Annotated in this window: 17 protein-coding genes; 6 read left to right on the top strand and 11 right to left on the bottom strand. The window is 62.7% G+C overall.

Annotated elements, in window-relative coordinates; all coding sequences use genetic code 11:
- Window positions 1-60 precede the first annotated feature (60 nt).
- The 5 genes from rfbD to AC5P53_RS16355 form a co-directional block, all read right to left on the bottom strand.
- Window positions 61-954: a dTDP-4-dehydrorhamnose reductase gene (gene rfbD, locus AC5P53_RS16375; RefSeq protein WP_111205542.1), complete on the bottom strand. Its 894-nt coding sequence runs from the start codon at window positions 952-954 to the stop codon at window positions 61-63.
- On the bottom strand, window positions 951-1,508 hold the full coding sequence (rfbC, locus tag AC5P53_RS16370; RefSeq protein ID WP_053494804.1) for a dTDP-4-dehydrorhamnose 3,5-epimerase: 558 nt from the start codon (window positions 1,506-1,508) through the stop codon (window positions 951-953). The genes rfbD and rfbC overlap by 4 nt, the downstream gene beginning before the upstream one ends.
- Window positions 1,505-2,392 carry a glucose-1-phosphate thymidylyltransferase RfbA gene (rfbA, locus tag AC5P53_RS16365; RefSeq protein ID WP_053494803.1) on the bottom strand — a complete coding sequence of 296 codons (888 nt, stop codon included), beginning with the start codon at window positions 2,390-2,392 and terminating at the stop codon, window positions 1,505-1,507. The genes rfbC and rfbA overlap by 4 nt, the downstream gene beginning before the upstream one ends.
- A gap of 14 nt (window positions 2,393-2,406) precedes the next feature.
- Window positions 2,407-3,462, bottom strand: a complete 1,056-nt coding sequence (rfbB, locus tag AC5P53_RS16360; RefSeq protein WP_111205543.1) for a dTDP-glucose 4,6-dehydratase — start codon at window positions 3,460-3,462, stop codon at window positions 2,407-2,409.
- Between the two features lie 68 nt (window positions 3,463-3,530).
- Window positions 3,531-4,748 carry a glycosyltransferase family protein gene (locus tag AC5P53_RS16355; RefSeq protein WP_241887260.1) on the bottom strand — a complete coding sequence of 406 codons (1,218 nt, stop codon included), beginning with the start codon at window positions 4,746-4,748 and terminating at the stop codon, window positions 3,531-3,533.
- Window positions 4,749-4,995: 247 nt separating this feature from the next.
- Between AC5P53_RS16355 and AC5P53_RS16350 the strand changes: the two genes are divergently transcribed.
- The 6 genes from AC5P53_RS16350 to AC5P53_RS16325 all read left to right on the top strand — a co-directional run bounded on the left by AC5P53_RS16350 (window position 4,996) and on the right by AC5P53_RS16325 (window position 12,403).
- Window positions 4,996-5,742, top strand: a complete 747-nt coding sequence (locus tag AC5P53_RS16350; protein WP_014035896.1) for an electron transfer flavoprotein subunit beta/FixA family protein — start codon at window positions 4,996-4,998, stop codon at window positions 5,740-5,742.
- Window positions 5,742-6,680, top strand: coding sequence for an electron transfer flavoprotein subunit alpha/FixB family protein (locus AC5P53_RS16345; RefSeq protein WP_014645853.1), 939 nt, complete (start codon window positions 5,742-5,744; stop codon window positions 6,678-6,680). The genes AC5P53_RS16350 and AC5P53_RS16345 overlap by 1 nt, the downstream gene beginning before the upstream one ends.
- A 146-nt stretch (window positions 6,681-6,826) precedes the next feature.
- On the top strand, window positions 6,827-9,508 hold the full coding sequence (locus AC5P53_RS16340) for a sulfatase-like hydrolase/transferase (protein ID WP_288496494.1): 2,682 nt from the start codon (window positions 6,827-6,829) through the stop codon (window positions 9,506-9,508).
- 106 nt (window positions 9,509-9,614) lie between these two features.
- Window positions 9,615-11,021, top strand: coding sequence for a UbiA family prenyltransferase (locus AC5P53_RS16335; protein WP_288496539.1), 1,407 nt, complete (start codon window positions 9,615-9,617; stop codon window positions 11,019-11,021).
- Between the two features lie 29 nt (window positions 11,022-11,050).
- Entirely contained in the window at window positions 11,051-11,428 is a 378-nt protein-coding gene (locus tag AC5P53_RS16330; protein WP_053494798.1) for an SMR family transporter, read from the top strand.
- A gap of 3 nt (window positions 11,429-11,431) precedes the next feature.
- Window positions 11,432-12,403: an NAD-dependent epimerase/dehydratase family protein gene (locus AC5P53_RS16325; RefSeq protein WP_069118022.1), complete on the top strand. Its 972-nt coding sequence runs from the start codon at window positions 11,432-11,434 to the stop codon at window positions 12,401-12,403.
- 193 nt (window positions 12,404-12,596) lie between these two features.
- Here AC5P53_RS16325 and AC5P53_RS16320 read toward each other — a convergent pair whose 3' ends face one another.
- The 6 genes from AC5P53_RS16320 to AC5P53_RS16295 form a co-directional block, all read right to left on the bottom strand.
- Window positions 12,597-13,958, bottom strand: a complete 1,362-nt coding sequence (locus AC5P53_RS16320) for a glucosyltransferase domain-containing protein (RefSeq protein ID WP_188239221.1) — start codon at window positions 13,956-13,958, stop codon at window positions 12,597-12,599.
- Window positions 13,959-14,324: 366 nt separating this feature from the next.
- The gene (locus AC5P53_RS16315; RefSeq protein ID WP_126411698.1) at window positions 14,325-15,590 is read right to left on the bottom strand and encodes a glycosyltransferase; all 1,266 of its coding nucleotides are present in this window, start codon (window positions 15,588-15,590) and stop codon (window positions 14,325-14,327) included.
- Window positions 15,587-19,141: a polysaccharide pyruvyl transferase family protein gene (locus tag AC5P53_RS16310; protein ID WP_495227468.1), complete on the bottom strand. Its 3,555-nt coding sequence runs from the start codon at window positions 19,139-19,141 to the stop codon at window positions 15,587-15,589. Before AC5P53_RS16310 ends, AC5P53_RS16315 begins: the two co-directional genes overlap by 4 nt.
- Window positions 19,141-20,433 (bottom strand): ABC transporter ATP-binding protein, encoded by a 1,293-nt coding sequence (locus AC5P53_RS16305; RefSeq protein ID WP_053494792.1) that lies wholly within the window; start codon window positions 20,431-20,433, stop codon window positions 19,141-19,143. The genes AC5P53_RS16310 and AC5P53_RS16305 overlap by 1 nt, the downstream gene beginning before the upstream one ends.
- Window positions 20,433-21,680 carry a glycosyltransferase gene (locus tag AC5P53_RS16300; protein WP_053494791.1) on the bottom strand — a complete coding sequence of 416 codons (1,248 nt, stop codon included), beginning with the start codon at window positions 21,678-21,680 and terminating at the stop codon, window positions 20,433-20,435. The genes AC5P53_RS16305 and AC5P53_RS16300 overlap by 1 nt, the downstream gene beginning before the upstream one ends.
- Window positions 21,664-22,269 carry an acyltransferase gene (locus tag AC5P53_RS16295; protein ID WP_069118025.1) on the bottom strand — a complete coding sequence of 202 codons (606 nt, stop codon included), beginning with the start codon at window positions 22,267-22,269 and terminating at the stop codon, window positions 21,664-21,666. Before AC5P53_RS16295 ends, AC5P53_RS16300 begins: the two co-directional genes overlap by 17 nt.
- Window positions 22,270-22,279 lie beyond the last annotated feature (10 nt).

The following is a 22,279-nucleotide window of genomic DNA, read 5'->3' as shown; positions in this document are numbered from 1 at the left end:
ACCCGTTCCTGATCGGCCCGGCAGCGCTGCGTCGCCGGGCTTGGCCCGGCGCTACGGCCGTCAGGCCAGCTCCGCCATCACCCGCTTCAGGCCATCCTGCCAGCTCGGCAGCACGACGCCGAAATCCTGCTGCAGCTTGCGGTTGTCCAGCACCGACCAGGCCGGGCGCCTGGCCGGGGTCGGATACTCGGAACTGGGAATCGCCTCGACCGTCGGCACCTTGGCCAACACGCCGCTGGCCAACGCCTCGGCAAATATGGCCTCGGCAAAGCCATGCCAGCTGGTCCGGCCGCTGGCGGTCAGGTGCCAGATACCCGACAGCTGGCCCGGATGCTGCAGTGCCTGCGCGGTGACATCGGCGATCAGCGCCGCCGGCGTCGGCGTACCGATCTGGTCAGCCACCACACGCAATACGTCACGCTCTGCACCCACACGCAACATCGTGCGCAGGAAGTTGGCGCCGTGCGATGCATACACCCACGCCGTGCGGAAAATCAGATGGCGGCCACCGGCCGCACGCACCGCGTCCTCGCCATCGCGCTTGCTGGTGCCATACATGCCCAGCGGTGCTGTCGGCTGGTCCTCGCGGTAGGGCGCGCTGCCCTGGCCGTCGAACACGTAGTCGGTGGAGTAATGCACGAACGGCACGCCATGCGCCGCACACCAGCGCGCGATCACGCCCGGCGCCTGCGCATTGGCAGCGAAGGCCGCATCGACCTCCTGCTCCGCACGATCAACTGCGGTATAGGCGGCCGCATTGACCACCAGCGACGGCTGCACGCGGTCCAGCAATGCCGGCAGGCTGTCGGGCTGGCCGAAATCGGCCGTTTCACAGGTACTTCCGTCGGGCAGTTGGCCGCTGCGCGTGGTTGCAATCACCTTCCCCAGCGGCGCCAGCGCGCGCAGCAACTCCTGGCCCACCTGCCCGTTGCCACCGAACACCAGCACGGTCATGGCACGTAGACCGGCAGGCGATCTTCAGCAATGTCCTTCAGGAACGGTGCGTTCTCGTCCTTGGCTGACAGGGTCGGTGCGCTGACCGGCCAGTCCACGGCAATGCCGGCGTCATTCCAGCGCACGCCGGCATCGAAGTCCTTGAGGTAGACCTCGGTGCACAGGTAGCTGAACACCGCACGCTCGGACAGCACGGCGAAACCGTGCGCGAAGCCCTCTGGAATCCAGAACTGCTTCTTGTTCTCCGCGCTCAGCACCACCGCTTCCCACTGGCCGAAGGTCGGCGAACCGCGGCGGATATCCACGGCCACGTCGTAGACCTCGCCTTCCAGCACGCTGACCAGCTTGCCCTGCGGCCGCGGCCATTGGTAATGCAGGCCGCGCAGCACGCCCTGCGCAGAGGTCGACACGTTGCTCTGCACGAAACGGTCCGGCAGGCCCAGCGCGGCGAAGCGCTCGGCGTTCCAGGTTTCGAAGAAATAACCGCGGGCATCGCCGAACACCGCCGGCTCGATCACCACGCAGCCGGGCAACCGGGTTTCAATCACTTTCATGGAACGACTCCACGCACGGCGAGCTTATGCAGGTATTCACCGTAGCTGTTCTTGATCAACGGCGCGGCCAGCGCTTCCAATTGTCCAGCGTTGATCCAGCCCTTGCCGAACGCGATTTCCTCGGGACAGCAGACCTGCAGGCCCTGACGGGTCTGGATCGTCTCGATGAAGTTGGATGCTTCCAGCAGCGACTGGTGGGTACCGGTATCCAGCCACGCATAGCCACGGCCGAGCGCCTCCAGGTGCAGGTCGCCTTCGGCCAGGTAACGCTTGTTGAGATCGGTGATCTCCAGTTCGCCACGCGGTGACGGCTTCAATTCGGCCGCGTAATCGCAGGCCTTGCCGTCATAGAAGTACAGGCCGGTCACCGCATAGTTGGAGCGCGGCTTTTCCGGCTTCTCCACCAGATCGATCACCTTGCCGCCCTGGTCGAACTCGGCCACGCCATACCGTTCCGGGTCATTGACCCAATACCCGAACACGGTCGAGCCGTGCACGCGCTCGTCAGCACGCTTGAGCACCTCGCGCAGGCCGTGGCCGTGGAAGATGTTGTCGCCCAGCACCAGGCAGCTCGGCTTGCCAGCCACGAAGTCGCGGCCGATCAGGTAGGCCTGGGCCAGGCCATCCGGACTCGGCTGCACCGCGTACTGGATGTCCATTCCCCACTGCGAACCGTCGCCCAGCAACTGCTGGAACAGCGCCTGCTCGTGCGGGGTGTTGATGATCAGCACTTCGCGGATGCCCGCCAGCATCAGTACGCTGAGCGGGTAGTAGATCATCGGCTTGTCGTACACCGGCAGCAGCTGCTTGCTGACACCCTTGGTGATTGGATATAGGCGGGTGCCGGAGCCACCGGCGAGGATGATGCCCTTGCGCTGGGTCATGGTGTCTCCTGGGTTCAGTCCGTGGTGCCGATGCGCTGCAGGCGGTAGCTGCCGTCGAGCACGCCGTTGACCCAGTCCTGGTTGTCCAGGTACCAGTCGACGGTGAAGGTGATGCCCTGCTCGAAGGTGTAGGCCGGTTCCCAGCCCAGCTCGTTCTTCAGCTTGGAAGCATCGATCGCATAGCGGCGGTCATGGCCAGGACGGTCGGTGACATAGGTGATCTGGCTGCTGCGCGGCTTGCCGTCCTCGCGCGGACGGCGCTGGTCCAGCAGTGCGCAGATCGCCTGCACCACTTCGATGTTCTGCCTTTCCGAGTTGCCGCCGACGTTGTAGGTCTCGCCGACCTGGCCCTTGGCCAGCACGGTGCGGATCGCTTCGCAGTGGTCGGACACGAACAGCCAGTCGCGCACCTGCTTGCCATCGCCGTACACCGGCAGCGGTTCGCCAGCCAGCGCCTTGGCGATCACCAGCGGGATCAGCTTCTCGGGGAAGTGATACGGGCCGTAGTTGTTGGAGCAGTTGGTGGTCAGCACCGGCAGCCCGTAGGTGTGGTGGAACGCACGCACCAGGTGGTCCGAAGCGGCCTTCGACGCCGAGTACGGCGAATTCGGGGCGTACGGGGTGGTTTCGCTGAACCTGCCGGTCTCGCCCAGGGTGCCATACACCTCATCGGTGGACACATGCAGGAAGCGGAAGGCCGCCCCTTGTTCGGCCGGCAGCGCCTTCCAGTAGTCGCGTACCGCTTCAAGCAAACCCAGGGTGCCCACCACATTGGTCTGGATGAAGGCGCCTGGGCCGTCGATGGAACGGTCCACGTGGCTTTCGGCGGCGAAGTTCAGCACTGCATCGGGCTGGTGCTCGGTCAGCAGGCGGGCGACCAGCGCGCTGTCGCCGATATCGCCCTGCACGAACACATGCTGCGGGTTGCCGTCCAGGCTGGCCAGGGTCTTCAGGTTGCCGGCGTAAGTCAGTGCATCGAGGTTGATGACCTTGACGCCGCGTGCGACGGCCTCGAGAACGAAGTTACCGCCAATGAATCCGGCACCGCCGGTGACGAGCCATGTGGGCACTACCTGTTCTCCTGATTGGTACGGGTTGGGACGTGTCTGCAGCGAAGGGTTCGGAGGACCACGGGATATCAAGCGTTGATCCGGCTGGGCAAGCGTAGCCTGCCCGCGGCGGCAATGATGAACAGCGCCCCTGGGACCAGTGGCAGGAGGTAGCGTCCCTGCCCCTCGAACAGCAGGATCGACACCATTCCCAGGCCAAGTGTGGCCACGGCAAGCCAATGAACGGGCTGCCAGCGGCGCAGGTGGAGGCAGATGCGCAGCAGCGCAACCATCGTCCAGGCCGTCAACGCAATGTTGAGTGCCAGCGTCAACCTACCCAGCCACACCGGAGCACCGCCTCTCTCCAGGAACGGCCAATGCAGGAGGCTGCCGACATCGAACGATCCGCGCACGCGCAGCAGCGCCAACTCCAGGAAGCGGCCGGGGTGTTCGGAAATCCAACGGCGGCCAATTGCTGAGCCAATCACGTCGGCCGCAGGCGTCCAGTGGCGGAGCTTCCAGTCCTCGCTTTCTCCGCTGAAGAACCCTTGGGGAAATCCAGCATCGGTGAACCGGGCCTTGTCGTCAGCCTGGAGGGGGACATCCTTCAAGGGCATCCACCCGCCATGCGCATTGGCATCGTTGTTGTTGACCATCAGCACATACCCGCTGTTTGCACTGACGGGCACAAACTGGCCGAAAAGAACTGCGTTGCGCAGGGTCCACGGCCCCAGTACCAGCAGAAAACCCAGCACCACCATGCTGATCCGCCGCCAGGTGGCGATGCGCATCCCATCACGCAGGAGCAACGCCAGTGCCACGGCTCCCGGCAACGGCAGCATCTGCGGCCGGTTCAACGCGGTAAGTGCCAGCACGGCTCCCAGCAGCAGCCATCGGCCCGGAAAACGCACGACCGCCACAAGCATGCCGAACACGGCAAGGAACAGTGACAGCGATTCGGTACCCAGTACATTGCTGTAGGCGACCAGCGCCGGATGGAATGCCAGCACTGCCAGAGAGGCAACCTGCCAGGCCGGGCGCACCTGGAGGCGCACCCCCAGACCGACCCACGAAACCAGCGTGCCGGCCCAGAGCAGGACATTGAGAATCTTGCCCGCGCCCACGTTCACGCCGGTGAGCATGAACCAGGCGCCGAGCACTCCGGGGTACAACGGAGGCTGGGACACATAGGGAATGCCTGAAATCCGGAAGCCGCCACCGCTGGCAACGCTGCTGGCAACCTCCAGATAGCGGCCGAAATCGGCAACGGGCTGCAAGGGGATCCATTGCACGAACAGCAGGCGCATGGCCACACCAGCAACGGCAATCGCCAGCAGCAGGCGGTATGGAGGGGGCGAGGTCAATGAAGGCATGTGGCGGGGCAGCGGAACCGGCCGCTAGAGTAGCCATTCAGGCGACGTGGATACAGGACGCCGTTTCACCATACGCATTCGCATGGTCGACAAAGGCCAGTTAGAATCGGGGTCCCACCCCCGAACCGGTTGCTGTGCGAGGACCGGACGTTCTCTCCGTTATTGAAGGACCCCGTACCAGATGAAAATCCTCGTCGCGTACAAGCGCGTGGTGGACTACAACGTCCGCATTCAGGTCAAGCCGGACGGTTCCGGCGTGGTCACCGACGGCGTCAAGCTGTCCCCCAACCCCTTCGATGAAATCGCCCTGGAAGAGGCCCTGCGCCTGCGCGACAAGGGCATCGCCAGCGAAGTCGTGGTCGCCACCATCGCCCCGGCCGATGCCCAGGCGCACCTGCGCAACGGCCTGGCCATGGGCGCCAACCGCGCCGTCCATGTGGTCACCGACCAGGCCATCCAGCCGCTGACCGCCGCGCGCACCCTGCTCAAGCTGATCGAGAAGGAACAGCCGGACCTGGTGATCCTGGGCAAGCAGGCGATCGACGACGACGCCAACCAGACCGGCCAGATGCTGGCCACGCTGTGGGGGCGCCCGCAGGCGACCTTCGCCAGCAAGCTGGACATTGCCGACGGCAAGGCCACGGTGACCCGCGAAGTCGACGCCGGCCTGGAAACGCTGGAAGTCGATCTGCCGGCCGTGGTCACCACCGACCTGCGCCTGAACGAGCCGCGCTTCATCAAGCTGCCGGACATCATGAAGGCCAAGGCCAAGCCGCTGGAGACCCTGCAGCTGGCCGACCTCGGCGTTGAAGCCGCCGACACCTTCAAGACCACCCAGTACGCCGCGCCGTCCAAGCGCAGCAAGGGTGTGATGGTCAAGGACGCGGCCGAACTGGTTGCCGCACTCAAGCAGAAGGGGTTGCTGTAATGAGCAGGATTCTCGTCATCGCCGAGCACCACGACGGCAAGCTCAACGCCGCCACCGCCAAGACCGTCAGCGCTGCTGCCGCCATCAGCGGCGCCAGCATCGACGTGCTGGTGCTGGCCGCCGATCCGGCTGCCGTGGCTGCCGAGGCCGCGAAGATCGCTGGCGTCGCCAAGGTCCTGACCGTGGCCAACGCTGCCAACGCGCAGGCCATCGCCCAGGTGCTGGCACCGCAGATCGCGCAGCTGGCCAAGGGTTACACCCACGTGTTCGGCCCGTCGACCACCTTCGGCAAGGACCTGATGCCGTGCGTGGCCGCCCTGCTGGGCGTCAACCAGGTTTCCGACCTGATGAGCGTTGAAGGCAGCCACACCTTCAAGCGCCCGATCTACGCCGGCAACGCGATCATCACCGTGGAAGCCCCGGCCGACCAGATCGTGGTCGCCACCGTGCGTGCCGCCTCGTGGCCGGAAGCCGCCCAGGGCGGCAGCGCGACCATCGAGGCGGCCAGCGTCGATGCTGCCCTGCCGACCCACACCCGCTTCGTCGGCCTCGCCGCTGGTGCCAGCGACCGCCCGGACCTGCAGAGCGCCAAGCGCGTGGTCTCCGGTGGCCGTGGTGTCGGTTCGGAAGAGAACTTCAAGGTCATCTTCCAGCTGGCCGACAAGCTCGGTGCCGCCGTCGGTGCCTCGCGCGCTGCGGTTGATGCCGGCTACGTGCCCAGCGACCTGCAGGTCGGCCAGACCGGCAAGATCATCGCCCCGGAACTTTACGTGGCCGTCGGCATCAGTGGCGCCATCCAGCACCTGACCGGTATCAAGGATGCCGGCACGATCGTCGCGATCAACAAGGATCCGGATTCGCCGATCTTCGAGATTGCCGATATCGGCCTGGTGGGCGATCTGTTTGCAATCCTGCCGGAGCTGGAAAAGGCGCTGTAGTCGAAACCTGCGTAGCAACTCGCAGGGTGGGCAGACATTGCCCACCCTGCCACTCGTCAAAACATGTCGGCATATTGCAACACGCCTTTTGCGCTGTCTTGATTCTGTAGCATTTCCCCTCCCATCGCTCCAACCGGAGGGAGAGAATGCAGATGGCGATGAAATGCCTGTTTTTTGCGGCATGGATCGGAATGCTCGCGTTGCTTGCGCGACATTGCACACATGGACAGCGATGGAAGCTGCTGGTCACTGCGCTCTGCGGAGCACTGCTGGCGATCTGGCTTTTCATTGATGCACTCAGTGGCAACGGCATCGATTACGCCGTGATCTATCATCTGCGCGCAGGCATGCGCGGCGCAGGCGCCGCTGATTTCAGCTTGCCCATCGGCCTGCTTTCGGCAGCACTGGTGGCATGCCTGGCCCTCGCTTTCATGCCCCGCCTGCATTCGGCACGGAGGTGGGCACCCGCCGGTCCCCTGTTCGCGGCTTCTCTGCTGGCGACGCTGGTTTTCAATCCGATCGTCTACGACGTCGCGACACTGGTACGCCAGGATCGGCAGGCACGTCTTGCACCGGCACAAGGGGACCAGTACGTACGTCCCGACGCCCCGCTCGGGAATCACCGCAACGTGGTGATTCTCTACGCCGAAAGCTTCGAGCGCACCTATCTCGATGAGTCGCGATTCCCTGGCCTTGCGCCAGAGTTGAACAAGCTGCGCAGCGAGGCCGTGGATTTCCGGCACGTGGACTCGCGCGAAGGCGGCACGTGGACGATCGCCGGCATGGTCAGTTCCCTGTGCGGCGTCCCCCTTTCCCTCAGCCAGGACGCCAATGGCTATGCAAGCATCGGCCGCTTCCTGCCTGGCGCGTACTGCCTGACCGATCACCTGCGCGAGCGCGGATACGACGTCGAGTTCATCGGTGGCGCCGCTTCTGATTTCGCTGGAAAGGGACAGTTCCTCGCCAGCCACGGCTTCGGCACGGTACGCGATCGCTCCTATTTCAAGAGCCTGAAGCTGGGCGACAACCGTTTCTCGCCATGGGGCGTCCACGATGATGTCCTGTTGGATGCGCTCTGGGACCGCTTCGCTGCGCTCTCGCAGCAGACCACGCCTTTCGCCCTCGTCGGCCTGACTCTGGATACACATCATCCAAGCGGACACATCCCCCATGCCTGCCTCGATGTCGCCTATGAGGGGCTTGGCCAGCGCAGGCCGATGCTCGACGCAATCCATTGCTCGGACCGACTGGTTGCTGATTTCGTACGCCGCATCCGCGCCAGTCCCTACGCTCGCAATACAATCATTGTTGTTGCATCGGACCATCTGGCCCTGCCCAACGACATTGCCGACCTGTTGCGAGATGCTGATCGCAGCAACCTTCTTCTCATGTTCGGCAGCGACCTGCGCGCGAGGCAGGTTGATCGACCCGCGACCACCCTCGATACGGGCGCCTCACTGCTTGATGCCCTGCAAGGGGGAGTGGCACTCGGCTTTGGCCGCTCACAGCTTTCCGTGAAGGGCGCAGGTACTTCATTGAGTGTCCGACCCGGTCGGGAACCAGATGCCAGCGAGGACCACCTGCCAGGTTTCATGGCCTATTCCAGCACGCTATGGGAGCTGGGCCGGATCGACGATCACCTGCAGTTGGTGGATGGCGTCATCCAGTTGGGTAAGCAGACGCTGACTCCGCCCTTGGCCATCGCTGCCGATGACCGCGGCCGAATTGCCCAGCTTGGCACGAACGGCATCCGCTCTGGCCACCTTCTGGCCGGCGGTGATTCCCAGCAGGTCCTCTACATTGATCGTTGCTTTGCGTTCGACGAACGACAGCCCGCCGATGAGTGGTGCCTGTGGGGGAGCGCTGACGGAACGGCTCGCGTGGTGTCACAACAATCGCTCAAGGCCGGCGCGTTGGTGCCGGAACTGCTGCAGGCTGCACGCGAAGCGCCCCCGGCATCCCAGCTGCGCAACGATTTCATCATCCGCACCCACTTCGATGCGAGCCATACGATCGTCGGTGAAGCGATGGATGGAAAGCTGTTCTCGCAGGGTGCGGAAGGGACCTTGGCCTATGGCGCCTACCAGGATCTGTGCGCAGGCAACTACACCCTCAGCCTGCAGGGCGTGGCCCACCCCGCCAACGGTGCCTGGGCCGACGTCGTTGCCAGTTACGGGGCACAGACCTACGACCGCCATGCGCTGCTGGACACGGCCGATGGACGTGACGGGACGATGCTGGAAGCCAGGTATGTATTCCCTGAAGACCTGCCCCTGGCTGAAGTCCGTGTCGGCGTATCGCCAGACGCTGCGGTGCGACTGGATGGCTATACCCTGCTGCCTGCCTACGAGGCACTGCCTGTGGGATCGTCGGTGGATTTCAGCGCCGATGCCAGCAATCGTTTCATTTCCTGTGGCTGGCACGGTCCCTCTCCCCAAGGGCGCAGCGTTCGTGGCGCGGCCGCCTCGCTACGACTGCGCCTGCCATCCGAGCCCGCCCGGCTGCAGGCAGTCCTTTCACTGTCGGCGCAGTCACCTCGCGAGCTCACGGTGCTGGCCAACGACGCCCCGCTCGGCTTGCTTCAGATCGAAGCAGGGACGCGTGAATACCCCATCGACCTGGCAGGCCTGTCCAGCGCCGCCGGCGGGCAGCTCACCTTGACGCTGGTGCCTGGACAAACGACCTGCGCTACGGAGGACTGCGAGCTGATTACCCTGCACCGTCTGCACTTGGCCCCGGCTGCGACGACTCAACCGGCTGCTCCAGCCTGTCCCGGGATGCGCTGCCTTCACGCCCCCGCGCTGGTACCTGAATCTGTCGCAATGTAACTCCCCCTCGTATACTCCCCGCACTATTGGATGAGGGGAACTGCGGCATATGTCGCATCACAATGATGTACCGGCTGGATCCGGTGAGTTGACGCCGGGAGCAGCCCTGTGCGTCGATCTGGACGGGACGCTGCTGCGTAGCGACCTGCTGTACGAATCACTGCTGGCCCTGCTGGCGCGCAACCCGCTGTTTGCTTTGCTGGTACCGTTCTGGCTGCTGCGCGGCAAGGCCTATGTTAAGCGCCAGCTCGCTTCCCGGGTGGCCTTGCAGGTTGAAACCCTGCCATACGATGAGCGTGTCGTGGCCATGCTGCGCGCGACACCGCAGCGTCCGCGTGTCCTGTGCACCGCCTCGGACCGGCTGTTGGTCCAGCCGATCGCCGATCATCTCGGCGTTTTTGACGAGGTCATCGCCAGCGATGGGGCCCGCAATCTGGCCGGGCACGCCAAGGCTGAAGCCCTTGTCGAGCGCTATGGGGAACGGGGGTTCGACTATCTTGGCAACCACCGCGTTGACCTGCCGGTCTGGAAGCACGCCGCAGGTGCTGTCGTCGTCAACGCCACCGGATCGCTGGCAAACCAGGCCCGCGCGCAAACCCGGTTGATCGACCACCTGCCTGGACAGCCCGGAGGGCTCCGCACCTGGATCAAGGCCCTGCGGCTGTACCAGTGGCTGAAGAACCTTCTGGTACTGGTTCCACTGCTTACCGCGCACCGTCTGTTCGAACCAGAAGCCGTAGTAAACGCGGCGCTCGCCTTCCTTGCCTTCGGCCTGTGCGCATCCGGCGTTTACCTGCTGAACGACCTGCTGGATCTGGCGCCAGACCGGCAGCATCCACGGAAGCGGAAGCGACCATTCGCGGCCGGGACCTTGCCCCTGTTTCATGGCCTGGTCGCCACCCCCTTGTTGACACTGGCCGGTTTCGCACTGGCGCTGTGGACAAGTCCTGCGTTTGCACTGGTCCTGCTGATCTACTTCATCACGACCCTGGCCTATTCGTTCACGCTCAAGCGCATCGTGATGATCGATGTCGTGGTGTTGGCGGCGCTTTACACCGTGCGGATCATCGGCGGCGCTTTTGCAATCGATTCGCCACGGTCATTCTGGCTGCTCGCGTTCTCGATGTTCATTTTCCTCAGCCTTGCCCTTCTCAAGCGCTATACCGAACTAACCGCGGCTGCAACGCAGGGAAAGCAGAAAGCCTCCGGTCGCGGATATTCCGTGGCCGATCTGCCGCTGGTGCAGTCATTCGGGACAGCTGCGGGCTACATCGGCGTTCTGGTCTTCGCCCTCTACATCAACAGCCCTGACAGCCTCAGACTGTACGCCACGCCCCAAGTGCTGTGGCTGCTCTGTCCTGTGCTGCTGTACTGGATCAGCCGTGCCTGGTTTGTCGCCCACCGGGGCGACATGCATGATGACCCCATCGTGTTCGCAGCGCGCGACCGCGTCAGCCAGGGCGTCGGCATCGCCGGGCTGATCATCGTAATGGCGGCGACACGCCACTGGTAATGCCTCCTCATCATTCCAAAGTTGATCGCATGTATCTCAAATTCATCCCACTCATTCTGTTCTCCGTAGCCCTCAATGCGAGTGCGCAGCTTTTCCTTCGCAAAGGCATGCCGAATGTTTCGCTGGTGACCAACCAGGGCGTGCTTGAGCTCGCACAGGGCGCCATCCGCGTTGTCCTCAATCCGTGGGTCTTCAGCGGACTGTCGTGCTATGCGATCAGCATCGTGCTTTGGATGTACGTCCTCTCCAAGGTCCAGGTGAGTTTCGCTTATCCCTTCCTGAGCGTGGGATACGTGATTGTCGTTGGTGCTGCATATCTGTTCTTCCGTGAACCGGTCAGCGTAATGAAGCTGGCTGGAATCGCGCTGATCTGTGCTGGCGTCGTTCTCGTCGCGCGTGGGGGCTGAGCCGTGACCAAGCATATTGTCATTGGTGGCTCAGGCTTCACCGGATCGCATCTCGTCCGGACCCTCCTTGCACAGGGCCAGCAGGTTCAGACCGTTGACCTGCTGCCTCTGCCTGCAGAATTCTCCGGCAGGGTCGTCCATCACCAGCTGGATATTCTGGATACTGCGGCGCTGTCGCGCGTGCCATTGGATGAAGGTGATGTCGTCCACCATCTTGCGGCAAGGCAATTCCATAACGCCGTGCCGGCAAAAGAACAGGACGCCTGGTTCGCCGAGGTCAACGTTACCGGTACAGCCAATGTACTGAAGTGGATGCGTAAACTGCGCCAGCCACGCTTGATCTATACCAGCACGGACATGGTGTACGGGCTGCCGGAATCGCTGCCTGTACCTCCAACGCACCGACGCAACCCGTTGGGGCCGTATGGACGCAGCAAAGCGGCGTCGGAACAGCTGTGCGAACAAGCACGAACCGAGGGCTACCTGATTACCGTCCTGCGTCCACGCATGATTGTGGGCCCCGGACGCTTTGGCATCCTGATCAAGCTGTTCCGGCTGATGGACCTTGGCCTTCCCGTGCCAACCATCGGCAGCGGTCGGAACCGCTACCAGATGATCGCCGTGGAGGATGTCGTCAGCGCAATTCTTGCTGCGGTCGAGAAGGGATTCCCCGCCGTCGCACTGAGCTTGGGATCGGGCGATGCACCACCAGTTCGCCAGTTGCTGCGCAATACGATCAAGCGTATCGGCTCGCGCTCGATTGTAGTGCCGGTACCCGCCAAGCCGTTGAAGATGACCCTGTCGCTTCTGGAAAAGCTGGGCAAACCGCTGCTGCATCGGGAGCAGTATCAGATCGCCGACATCAACTACGTGGTCGACATTGCACCTACGCAGGAAGTTCTGGATTGGCATCCCACACGCAATGACGAGGACATGCTCGTTGCAGCGTACGCACATTACCGGAAGCAGATCTGAATGATCTGCATGGAGGGACCTGGATGGGGTCGCCTCCGTATCACTGGCCTCGCCGGAGAAAAGTCCGGCGAGGCGGGATAGAGATCAGCGCGGCAAACCACCACGATGCTGCCCCAGCAAGGAAATGGCGATGACCTCCTTGCACGGGAGCCGCTGCGATCTACGTCGGGCCGGGCGCACTGGCGGCGCCTGATCAGTCATCGCTATAGACGATGACCGCGCCACCCTTTGCATCCTGGAAGAGCCTCAGTCGCCCTTCACCCAGCCCGGTTTCATTCACGGCGTCACCTTCCACCGCCATCGCGCACACTTCTGCCTCGTGCGTCCGGCAATCAACAAAACTCCTGGCCCCGGTAGCCACCACCACCGAATTCATCAAGTATTCGTTGTTGAAAGTGGCAGCTGGCTCTTTGCCACCCGGCATGCGGCCGGAAACCGCCAGTACTGAATACCGGTCTGCCGGCAATGGCAATAGCGTGTGGATCTTCTCAAACAGGAAGGAGGTCGTTTCCACCTGGGTCTGGAGGAACGTACGGGCCTGTGCCTGGAATCCAATACCGCCCGCCAGCAGGAGGAGGAATACGACCGCCCGTGAGATACGATTCCCGCCTCCAAGAAGGCCGAAAAACAGCGCCAGTCCAAGTACCAGCGCGATCAGGCTGCGCGTGGTAATTACTGGTGCCAACGGAATAGAGAATGCGTGGAACGCCGCAGCGACCATTGCGAGCGTCAACAGGATCTGGATTGAACCCTTCCGGCGAACGGCGAATGGAACGAGCAGCAGCACGGTTGCCAACAGCAACCAACCATCCAGGTTCGAGGCCTTGCCAATGGAAGCTACACACTTCCCGAATGATCCAATGACGTAGCTTACGTTCTGCCATAAAGAGGGAAGATCCTTGGCCGGATGTGGCGATCGCCAGTCATCCACCTGCGGACCGAAATGCCCTGCCAGCAGCAGCAGCATCATCGACATGACCAAAGCGCCGAGTACCGCCCCTCCCACCCAGCTGAGCGTGTGTTGCAACCACAACCTCCATCGATCCCGAGCACTCCGCTGTTCGGACGCGAATTCGCCGATGAACAGGAGCGGGACCAGGAAGTAGTAGCTCTGCATCGTCCCGAACAGAAGGATCCCGAGCGCCGCATAGACCGCAACCGGTGCTATCGCCACTCGCCGCGTGACCACCTCGGCCAGGATCAGGACTGCAACTGCCGAGAACGCAGTGGCCGGCCACATGCTTTGTTCCACGACTGGCGGAGAGATCGAAACGACGGCCGAAATGATCAGTGCCAGTGCAACCGACAGGCCTGCGCGGCGCGCAATGCGATAGACCAGCAAAAGATGTGCGGCGATATACGCGGCGAACCAAGCCGACGCGTCAATACTGACAAGCACATCCTTGAAGATGTAGTTCAGCCACCGGCCATCCTGCAACAGCTTCAGCTGGAAATAGTGGTTATAGTGAACTTCATCGTGACCGAACACATGCAGATTCGATAGTTGGCTATAAGCGGATGCCACGAGCAGCATGGACAGAAGCGCAGCCACCATCTTGAATCCGCCATGGCTCGGGGCATCAGTGCACATCGAGTGCAGCTGCGACCGCGCCCGCCCAGCCAAGTTACTCCAATCCATATCTTCCCCTAACTCCAGATTCGCCCAACTGAATTTGACCGGCCTAGCATCATCCAGGCCGAGGTACCGATGGCCGTGAACGGGCCCAATCGGCTCTTTGACTGCCCTGAAGACGTCGTATCCCGTGCGGAATGCTACTCGACTGGATGATGGCCAAGCCAATCCTTTGTGAGCCAACGGCATGGTTGGGCAGGCCCGCGCGGCTACCTGCAGCCGATCCAGCGAGCGATAGGGAACATTGCCCCATGGACAGTCTCGTGCATCACAGGACTTCACTCCCGATCAGGAATGCAGCAGCAGGTGCCTGAGCCTTTGCACGAATTGACGATGGTCATAGTGTTCCGCCAGGAACAGGCGCGCCTTGGTAGACGCGGCTGACCAAGCCTGGTCGTCTTGATCCAGCGCCTGGATGGCAGCAGCAAACTTCGACGGGTCATCGGTAGTCGGCAGTATATCCTCGACTCCAGCCAGGCCCTGCGCGGCCGCACCGGTCAAGATGATTGGAACACCCTGCCCTATTGCCTCGATCACCTTCCCCTTGACCCCGCCGCCGAAACGCAACGGCGCGATGACCAGGCGCGTAGACGCGTAACAGCGCTCCAATGCAGCATCATCGATGCGACCGAGAATACGCACCGTGTCAGAGGCATGCTGGGGCACACGGTAGTTCTCCATACCGGAGCCCACCACGGTGAGGACCGGCGCCTGTCCCCCCCGCTGAAGCAAGGGCAGCACCTTGTGCAGAAACCAGTCCAGACCATCTGCGTTTGGTGCATGCGCCATGCTGCCAACGAACAGCAATCCCGATCTTTTGCCCGGGCCGGGCGTGTGCTGCATGGATCCTGCATCCACGGTCCACAGCGGGAACATCTCGCCGTTCCCGGCCAAGCCGCGATCAGCAAGGTAACGGTTCACTGTTTCAGCCTCATCTTTAGAGGGATACAGAACTACGTCGGCATTTCTCCACGCCCGCTGTTCCACCACTCTCATCAACAGACACTGCCAATGATCGGCAAGGGTGGCCTTGGACGTAGCACGCATCAACTGCAACCGCAGATAGTGGATGTCGTGCCCGTAATAGAGATGAGTACCGGCAATCGCCGCGCGCAGGACCGGTAGATACATGGCCGCGATCAGTGGGCGGCTTGACACCGACCCGATGAAACTTCCTCCGAACGTCGCCAACCATCCGTCCAGTGCCCCCGTTTCCCGTCGACTCAATGGGGTGATGCCTCTCCCTTCAAGGGCAGCTCTCCCAGCTGCGGAGGGCTCAATCGTTGCCGACCAGAAGACGACCTCCATGCCGGCATCGACCAACAGGTCAGCGAAGCATGAGATCGCGCGCGATCCCGCATCACGGTCAATCTCGGGAAAATCATGGTCCACGAGGAGCACCCGCGGGCGTTCCGTCGACGGAACCTCCGCGGGTGTTCCTGTGGACCGTGACATCGACCAGCGACTGTACAACCCAGGGCCGAACATCAGCATGGCTTCCAGCAGCCGTCGCTTGACCTTGCCCCACCCCATTGCAGTCTCTGCCTCGCTCAATGCCAGGACTTGAGGTCCACGAAGAACTCCGGATACCCCTTCCACTTGTCGCGGAAGTAGGCTGCGTTGCGGTTGAACAGCTGCTTGTAGCGCTCGCTGCCCTCGCTGGCGCCGGTAGTCTGGTGCGGCTGGTGACGGACACCGGCCAGGTCACGGAACGCCACCGAATAACCAGCCTTCTTCACCTGGAAGCAGATGTCCGTGTCTTCGAAGCACGTAGGGTCGTAGAACACATCGAAGCCTTCCAGACGCTCGAACAGGTCACGGGCAATGAACATGCAGCTGGTCCCCAGGAAACCCACGTCATCGCGGTATCCCTTGATGCGGGCCTCGTTGTTCATGCCGCGATTGGGAAGGTAGTCGGAGATGGGTCCACCCAGGTCATCACGCGTGGCGTCGAACCATCCTGCATTCCAGCCGATGGTGCCGACACCGGGGTTGGCCGCCAGGATGTTCACGGCTTCACTGAAGCAGGACGGAGAGGTCAACCACTGGTCGGAGTCGAAGAACGCAATATAACGGCCGGTGGAATGCTTGACGCCCAGGTTGCGACCCGAGGAGCATCCATTCTCACTGTTGCGCACAAGCTTCACCTTGGCATGCCCTGCGTACAGCGATTCAACCAGTTCGGCGCCGCCATCGCTGGACTGGTTATCGACAACCACGATTTCCTGCAGCCATTCCCCGGCGTGCTCCAGCAACGTGCTCACGCAGCGCTCAATGATGCGGCGGTTGTTGTGGATCAGCACAACCACGCTTACCGACAGCGGATACTCCGGTTGCATCAACTGCTCGACATGGCCCAGCCAGGCGTGGCGGGCGATGAATGCGTAGTCTTCCGACGCAGTGGCGCCGGCCAGCTGTGCGGAAAGCTGCACGGCATCCACCCGATGCAGGTTGGGCGACGGTGCGAATGACGGCAGCGCATCGACAAACACCGGCTTCTCCAGCAGCAGCGCCGCCATTGACAGGTCGGCAAGGCGCGTGCGGTCCCCGGCCCCGCCGACGATGACAACCGCATGCGCGCCGGCGATCAGCGGAGCCATCTGCTGCGGCTGCCACGACCAATCGAGGGCACGTACCTGGCGGCTGTCGCGGCCATCCACGTTCATTCCCGTGACATGGAAAACGAGATCGGGGGACGACTTCAGCGCGGCATCAAGCCAGGCGTCGCCGTCTCCGCCGAGGACAACGAACAGGACATGTTGTCGCCCGTCCTCATATGCCTGCGGCAGCCCATGACTGCGGTAGGAGTCGAAGATTTCATTGTCTCCAGCCGCGCCCAGGAAGCGCGACGGCAGGCCATCGACCTTCTGCTCCGGGGTTCCGGTGACAACGCGATCAGTAAGGACGCGCAGTTCCGCGGAGAGAGAATCCGCACCGAGTGCAGCGAGGTCGACGATCACTTCGGCACCGCGTTCACGTGCCGACCGGGCCAGGCCCAGCGCCTCCGGCGATGCATCGGCAAGCAGAACGCGAGTACCCTCGGCACGCACTTCCTGCAGCCAGGCGTGCGCATCGACAGCGAGACGCGCCGGCAGGCCGCTGCCATCGTCCGGCCAGGCACTTCCATCCACCGCGGTGATGCGCACGAAGAAGCCGGCACGATCGCCCGCCTTCGCGAAGTGCATCGCCCGGTTGGGCCAGCCGTCGGTGGTCAACGTGTTGGCGATCACCAGCAGGCGTTCGCGGCGAACCGGTCGCACCATCGGCGGTGGCGGTTCCGCCATCTGTTGCGTGGCAGCGGTCTGAGGAACACCCAGCGTCTTCATGCGTCGCGGGATCTGTTGCAGTGCGACCTTCAACCCGTGCCGCCTCCAGACCGAAGCCAACTTGAAGGGGGCGGCCAGCAGGCGCACCAGATCGCGGCGAAGCAACTGCAGGAACCTACGCAGGCGACGCCAGAGATTCAGCGCATCTGCGGTCTCCTGACGGCTGCGCGCCAGCTCGGCCTGCACCTGTTCGATTTGCTGCAGCAGGATCGCAATGTAGACCTCCTTGTCATCAATATAGGCCTGCTTGCCTGCCAACTGCTGCTGGATCTGCTGCAGCATCTGCGCACTTTCCTCCTTGACCTGCTGCAGTGCCTGCGCACTTTCCTCCTTGATCTGCTCCAGTGCCTGCGCACTTTCCTGCCTGATCTGCTGCAATGCCTGCGCATTCTCCTGCAGCTGGCCTTGAGCCGCATCCAGGCGGACCATGTCTTCATTCATCTTCTTTTGCTTCTCGACAAGTTGCTGCGTCAGGTTTGTGTTCTGCGTCGTCTGCACGGCAAGCTGATGGTCCCGGAACAGCAGTAGATCGTGGGCGCGTTGGCTCTGCTGCCGGGTCTGTTCAAGCTCGACCAGTGCCTGTTGCAACCACAGTGACAACCAGTCTGTGGAGGTTGCGTCGAAGCGAAGGGGCACCGGCGGCAGGGAGGAGCAGCCGTCGAGCAGCTGCAGGTGCGCGCTGGCGGACACTTCCAGGCTGTCCACCACCTGCGGATCCGGCCGCCAGGCTTCGGTGACCAGCGATTCGATCGCCTGCACGAAGCGCTCCGGGCCATCGTCGGTCGACAGCCTCAGAATCGACGGCATTCCAGCCATCGCATGGGCATGCGACAGCTTGTCGTCGTACTCAAGGCCTGCGGTGGGCTTGCCGGCCAGCAGGGCAAGGATACTGGCATGCAGGCGCATGGACAGCACCGCGTCAGCGCTGGCGATTGTCTGCCAGGTCGCATCCGTTGTTGCCGGTGCGATCAGTTCATCATTGCTGCGCCCGGGTAGCTGCTGGCGCAGCGATTCGATCAAGGGCAGGTCGGACGTCGCGCCACTGCCTTCGGTATGGGCCTGGAACGCCACCCATTGGATCCGCCATCCTGCAGGAACTGCAGTGCGCAACGCCTCCACCAGGGACGTTTTCCACTGCCCCTTGTCCCATTCACGCACCACCACCGCCAGTACCTTGTTCTGCGGCTGGCCTGCATCGTGCGCGGCCTGTTGCGCCGGCAATGGGTGATAGCGGCGGAACAACCATCCCGGATCGGCGGCAACGAGGATATCCCGATCCACGCCGATCTGGCGCAGCAGTGCCTTGGATGATTCATCCCGCACGGATACGGCGGCCGCATGCTGGAACAACTCGCGCACCAGGGTGCGTGCGCCCTCTGAACTCAGCGGCCCAACCCCCTGCCCCCATACGATTGTCGGCACTCCCAGTTGCCGCGCGAGCAGCATCGGCCGTGCATAGCCGGAAATGTCGTTCGCATAAGGGAGGTACACCGCATCGAGGTTGAAGGGATGATGGTCCTGGAAGATGCCGCCGCCCCCCATCACCAGTACGTCGCAATGCATCAATGCACGAGCGATGTCCCCGACATTGGCAAACTGCACGGCATCCACACCATGCATGCGGCGGGTCAACGAGGGATCGATGCTGGCAACCACCGGCTCGCCGCCCAGTTCGCGGATGCGACGGACCAGCAGGTCCAGCAGCACCTCGTCGCCCACGTTGGGTGCCCCATAGAAACCCACGACCAGGGCCCTGAATACTGGCTTGGAGTGCGTCATCATGCAGTTCTCACTGGTGCGGTGAAGCGAGGGGCGGGAGCAAGCCAGCCATGACCGGAATGGGGCTGAGGCAATACATCCACATGGCCCGCGTAGGGCACGCGTGAGTGACGGTGGTACTCGCCCGTGTCGAGGTCACCGATGCCCAGTGCCAGCACATAGCGGTTGCCGGTGACATTCAACGTCAACTGCCAGTCGAAAACATAATCGCCCGGTTCCGTCGGCAGCGGCGAAAGGCTCATGTTCTGGGTGGTGCCAGCCCACAGGGCGATGTCATCCACGCTCTTCAACTGAATTCCATAGCAGGGCTGCTCGATACGCCGGCGTACATGGATGGCGACCTTCACCAGTACTTGTTCGCCATGGCCGAACGTCGTCCTTGGCTGCCCCTGCAGGTCGAGAATCTCCACGCCGGTGATTTCGCTTGCCGGCAATGCCGCAGCGTCTGCAGGCAGGCCATCGTCCTGCAAGCTGGCAAGGGCCTCGTCCGCATAGATCACGGCTCCGCCTTCTTCGTCCACCAGGTCGTCGGCATACTTCTTGACAACCTCGCGGCACGGTCCGTCCAGCACGACCCGTCCGCGACGCAGGTAGATGCCCCGGTCGCAGTATTCCAGCAGGGTATTGGTGGAGTGGGTAACCAAGATGATGCTGACGCCTTCAGACTGCATCTTGCGAATGCGGGTAAGGCACTTGGTCTGGAAGGCGGTGTCGCCCACTGCCAACGCTTCATCCACAACCAGGATATCGGGTGACACGTGGATCGCCACGGCGAACGCGAGCCGTACGAACATGCCAGAAGAGTAGGTCTTGACAGGCTGGTCGATGAATTCACCGATATCGGCGAATTTTTCAATTTCAGGCATGAGGCGGGTCATGTCCGCCGAACCCAGGCCGATGATGGCACCTGCCAGGTAGACGTTGTCGCGCCCGCTGAATTCCGGGTTGAAACCAGCGCCCAGTTCCAGCAGCGCCGATACCCGCCCGTTGACGGTCACGCTGCCGGTATTGGCCTGCAACGTACCGACCAGGATCTGCAGCAGCGTCGACTTGCCGCTGCCATTGCGGCCGATGATTCCAACAGTTTCGCCCGGCGCGATGTCGAAGTTGATGTCGTCCAACGCATGGAACACGCGCGCCGGCTGCGGCTGCATGCCCACCAGGCGCCGGAGCCGGTTTGCTGCCGGCTGCAACAGGCGCTGCGCCGGACGGTCGAAAATGCGGAAGACCTTGCCGACACCACGTACCGAAACCACCGGCGCAGCCGTCAACGGCGTATCTGCTGCCTGCATCACATCACCCCCGCATGCCGATAGGCGGCTCGCTTGGCGTCCAGGCTTGCCTGCTGTGAATACTCGCGCGCCATGAGATCCTGCCCTGCCGCCGACAGAGCTGCCAGTCGCGCTCGGTCCTGCGCGCATTCCAGCAATGTACGGGCAAACCCTTCTGCGTCATCACGCACCAGGATGTCCACGCCGTCGGTCGCGCCGATGCCCTCGCACCCCTTGCTGGTGCTGAGTACCGGGATGCCGGCAGACATCGCCTCGACGATCTTGACGCGGATGCCGCCGCCGGACAGCAGTGGCACCATCAGCAGATGCGCTTTGTCCAGCAGCGATTGCAGGTCGTCGACGAAGCCATGCACGAGAACGTTGCGCCCGTCATGCAATGCCTGCAGCGCCTCCGGAGGATTGCCGCCGCAGAAGTGCAGAACAATCTTCCGCTCCTGCAACTGGCCTGCCAGCAGCGGATGGATCTTCTCGGCAAACCAGGTCACCGCCTCCGCATTCGGGTACCAGCCAAAGCCTCCCATCCACAGTACGTGGAAGACATCATCCGGCTTGTCTTCAAAACGCGTGGTACCCAACGGAAAGTGCAGCGGCATGAGGTAGCGCGGGACCTTGTCGGTAACCCGCGACATGTCATGGCGAGAGATGAAGGTCATCGCCGAGAACCCGAAGGCATTGTCGATCTCGACAGCCTTCGCGGCTCGCCGGCTTCGGCTGGCAACCCATTCCATGAAACGCAGCTTCCATCCGGTCAGGCCTGCCGGCATCCAGAACGGAAAAATGTCAGCTTCGATGTTGTGGCTCAGCAGGATGCCCGGCACCTGTGGCAAGAATCGACGGAAGAACGCCAGATGGGTCGAGTTGACCTCGATCGCATCGATGCCCTGTTCCCGGACGATGCGACGTGCAGCCGCAACGGCACTGCGGCTGTAGTAGCTGGCATCGATGAAAGGCAGACCCTGCAGTGCCTGCCGCGCCATCGACAGGGCTCGCTGCACCTTGGGCAGCTCGAACGGCATCTTCGGACGAGGCTCGAGATGGACCGACCGGAACACTTTGTCGTAGAGCGCGCGATGCTGCTCGACTTTGCGTCGGTCGGCGTCGCCGCCGACGTAGCAGAACAGGTGGTAGTCGATCTCCTCGGCGAACGGCAGAACTGCGTTCACCGCATAGATGTCGCCCCCCGTCACCGCCGGCAGCGAAGGCGCCAGCATGAACACGAGGACTTGTTTCTTAACCTGCGGTTTCATCGAAGATATCCGAATCAAAATACGGTGAGAACCTGGTGAGGTACTGGATATCCCGGTTGCGTTCACCGATCTTTCGGGCGGGTACGCCACCCACCACCTCATACGGTGCCACGTCGCGTGCCACGACCGCACCCGCCGCAACCACGGCACCTTCGCCGATGGTCACGCCCGGCAACAAGGTGGCGCGGGCACCGATCCAGGCATGGTCCTGGATGGTGACCACGCCGCCAATCGCGGGAAAGGTCGGTGCGTTGTGGTCATGGTGCAGGCTGAGGATGCAGGTCTGGAAGGAAACATTGACGTTGTTTCCAACAACCACGCCTACCCGGCCATCCAGATACACCTCCCGGTTGATCACGCAGTTGTCACCGATGCTGACGTGCGCGCGCACCGGATAACCGGTGACGAACCAGCGCATGCTGACGTGCGTGTCCTTGCCGATCGCCACCTTGAGCACGCGGGTCAGATAGAACCGGCGAACACATTCGATCGGAAAGCGGGCAACGACATTGTTGCCGAGGTAGTACTTCAGCCCCATAAGCACATAGAAGAAACGCTGGCGAAGAAGCCATTGCTTCAGGCGACTCATCGTGCAAGCT

Source organism: Stenotrophomonas sp. YJH_SMC_82, assembly GCF_059368875.1.
The sequence above is the reverse complement of the archived record's forward strand: the minus strand, read 5'-3'. Positions and strand labels throughout refer to the sequence as shown.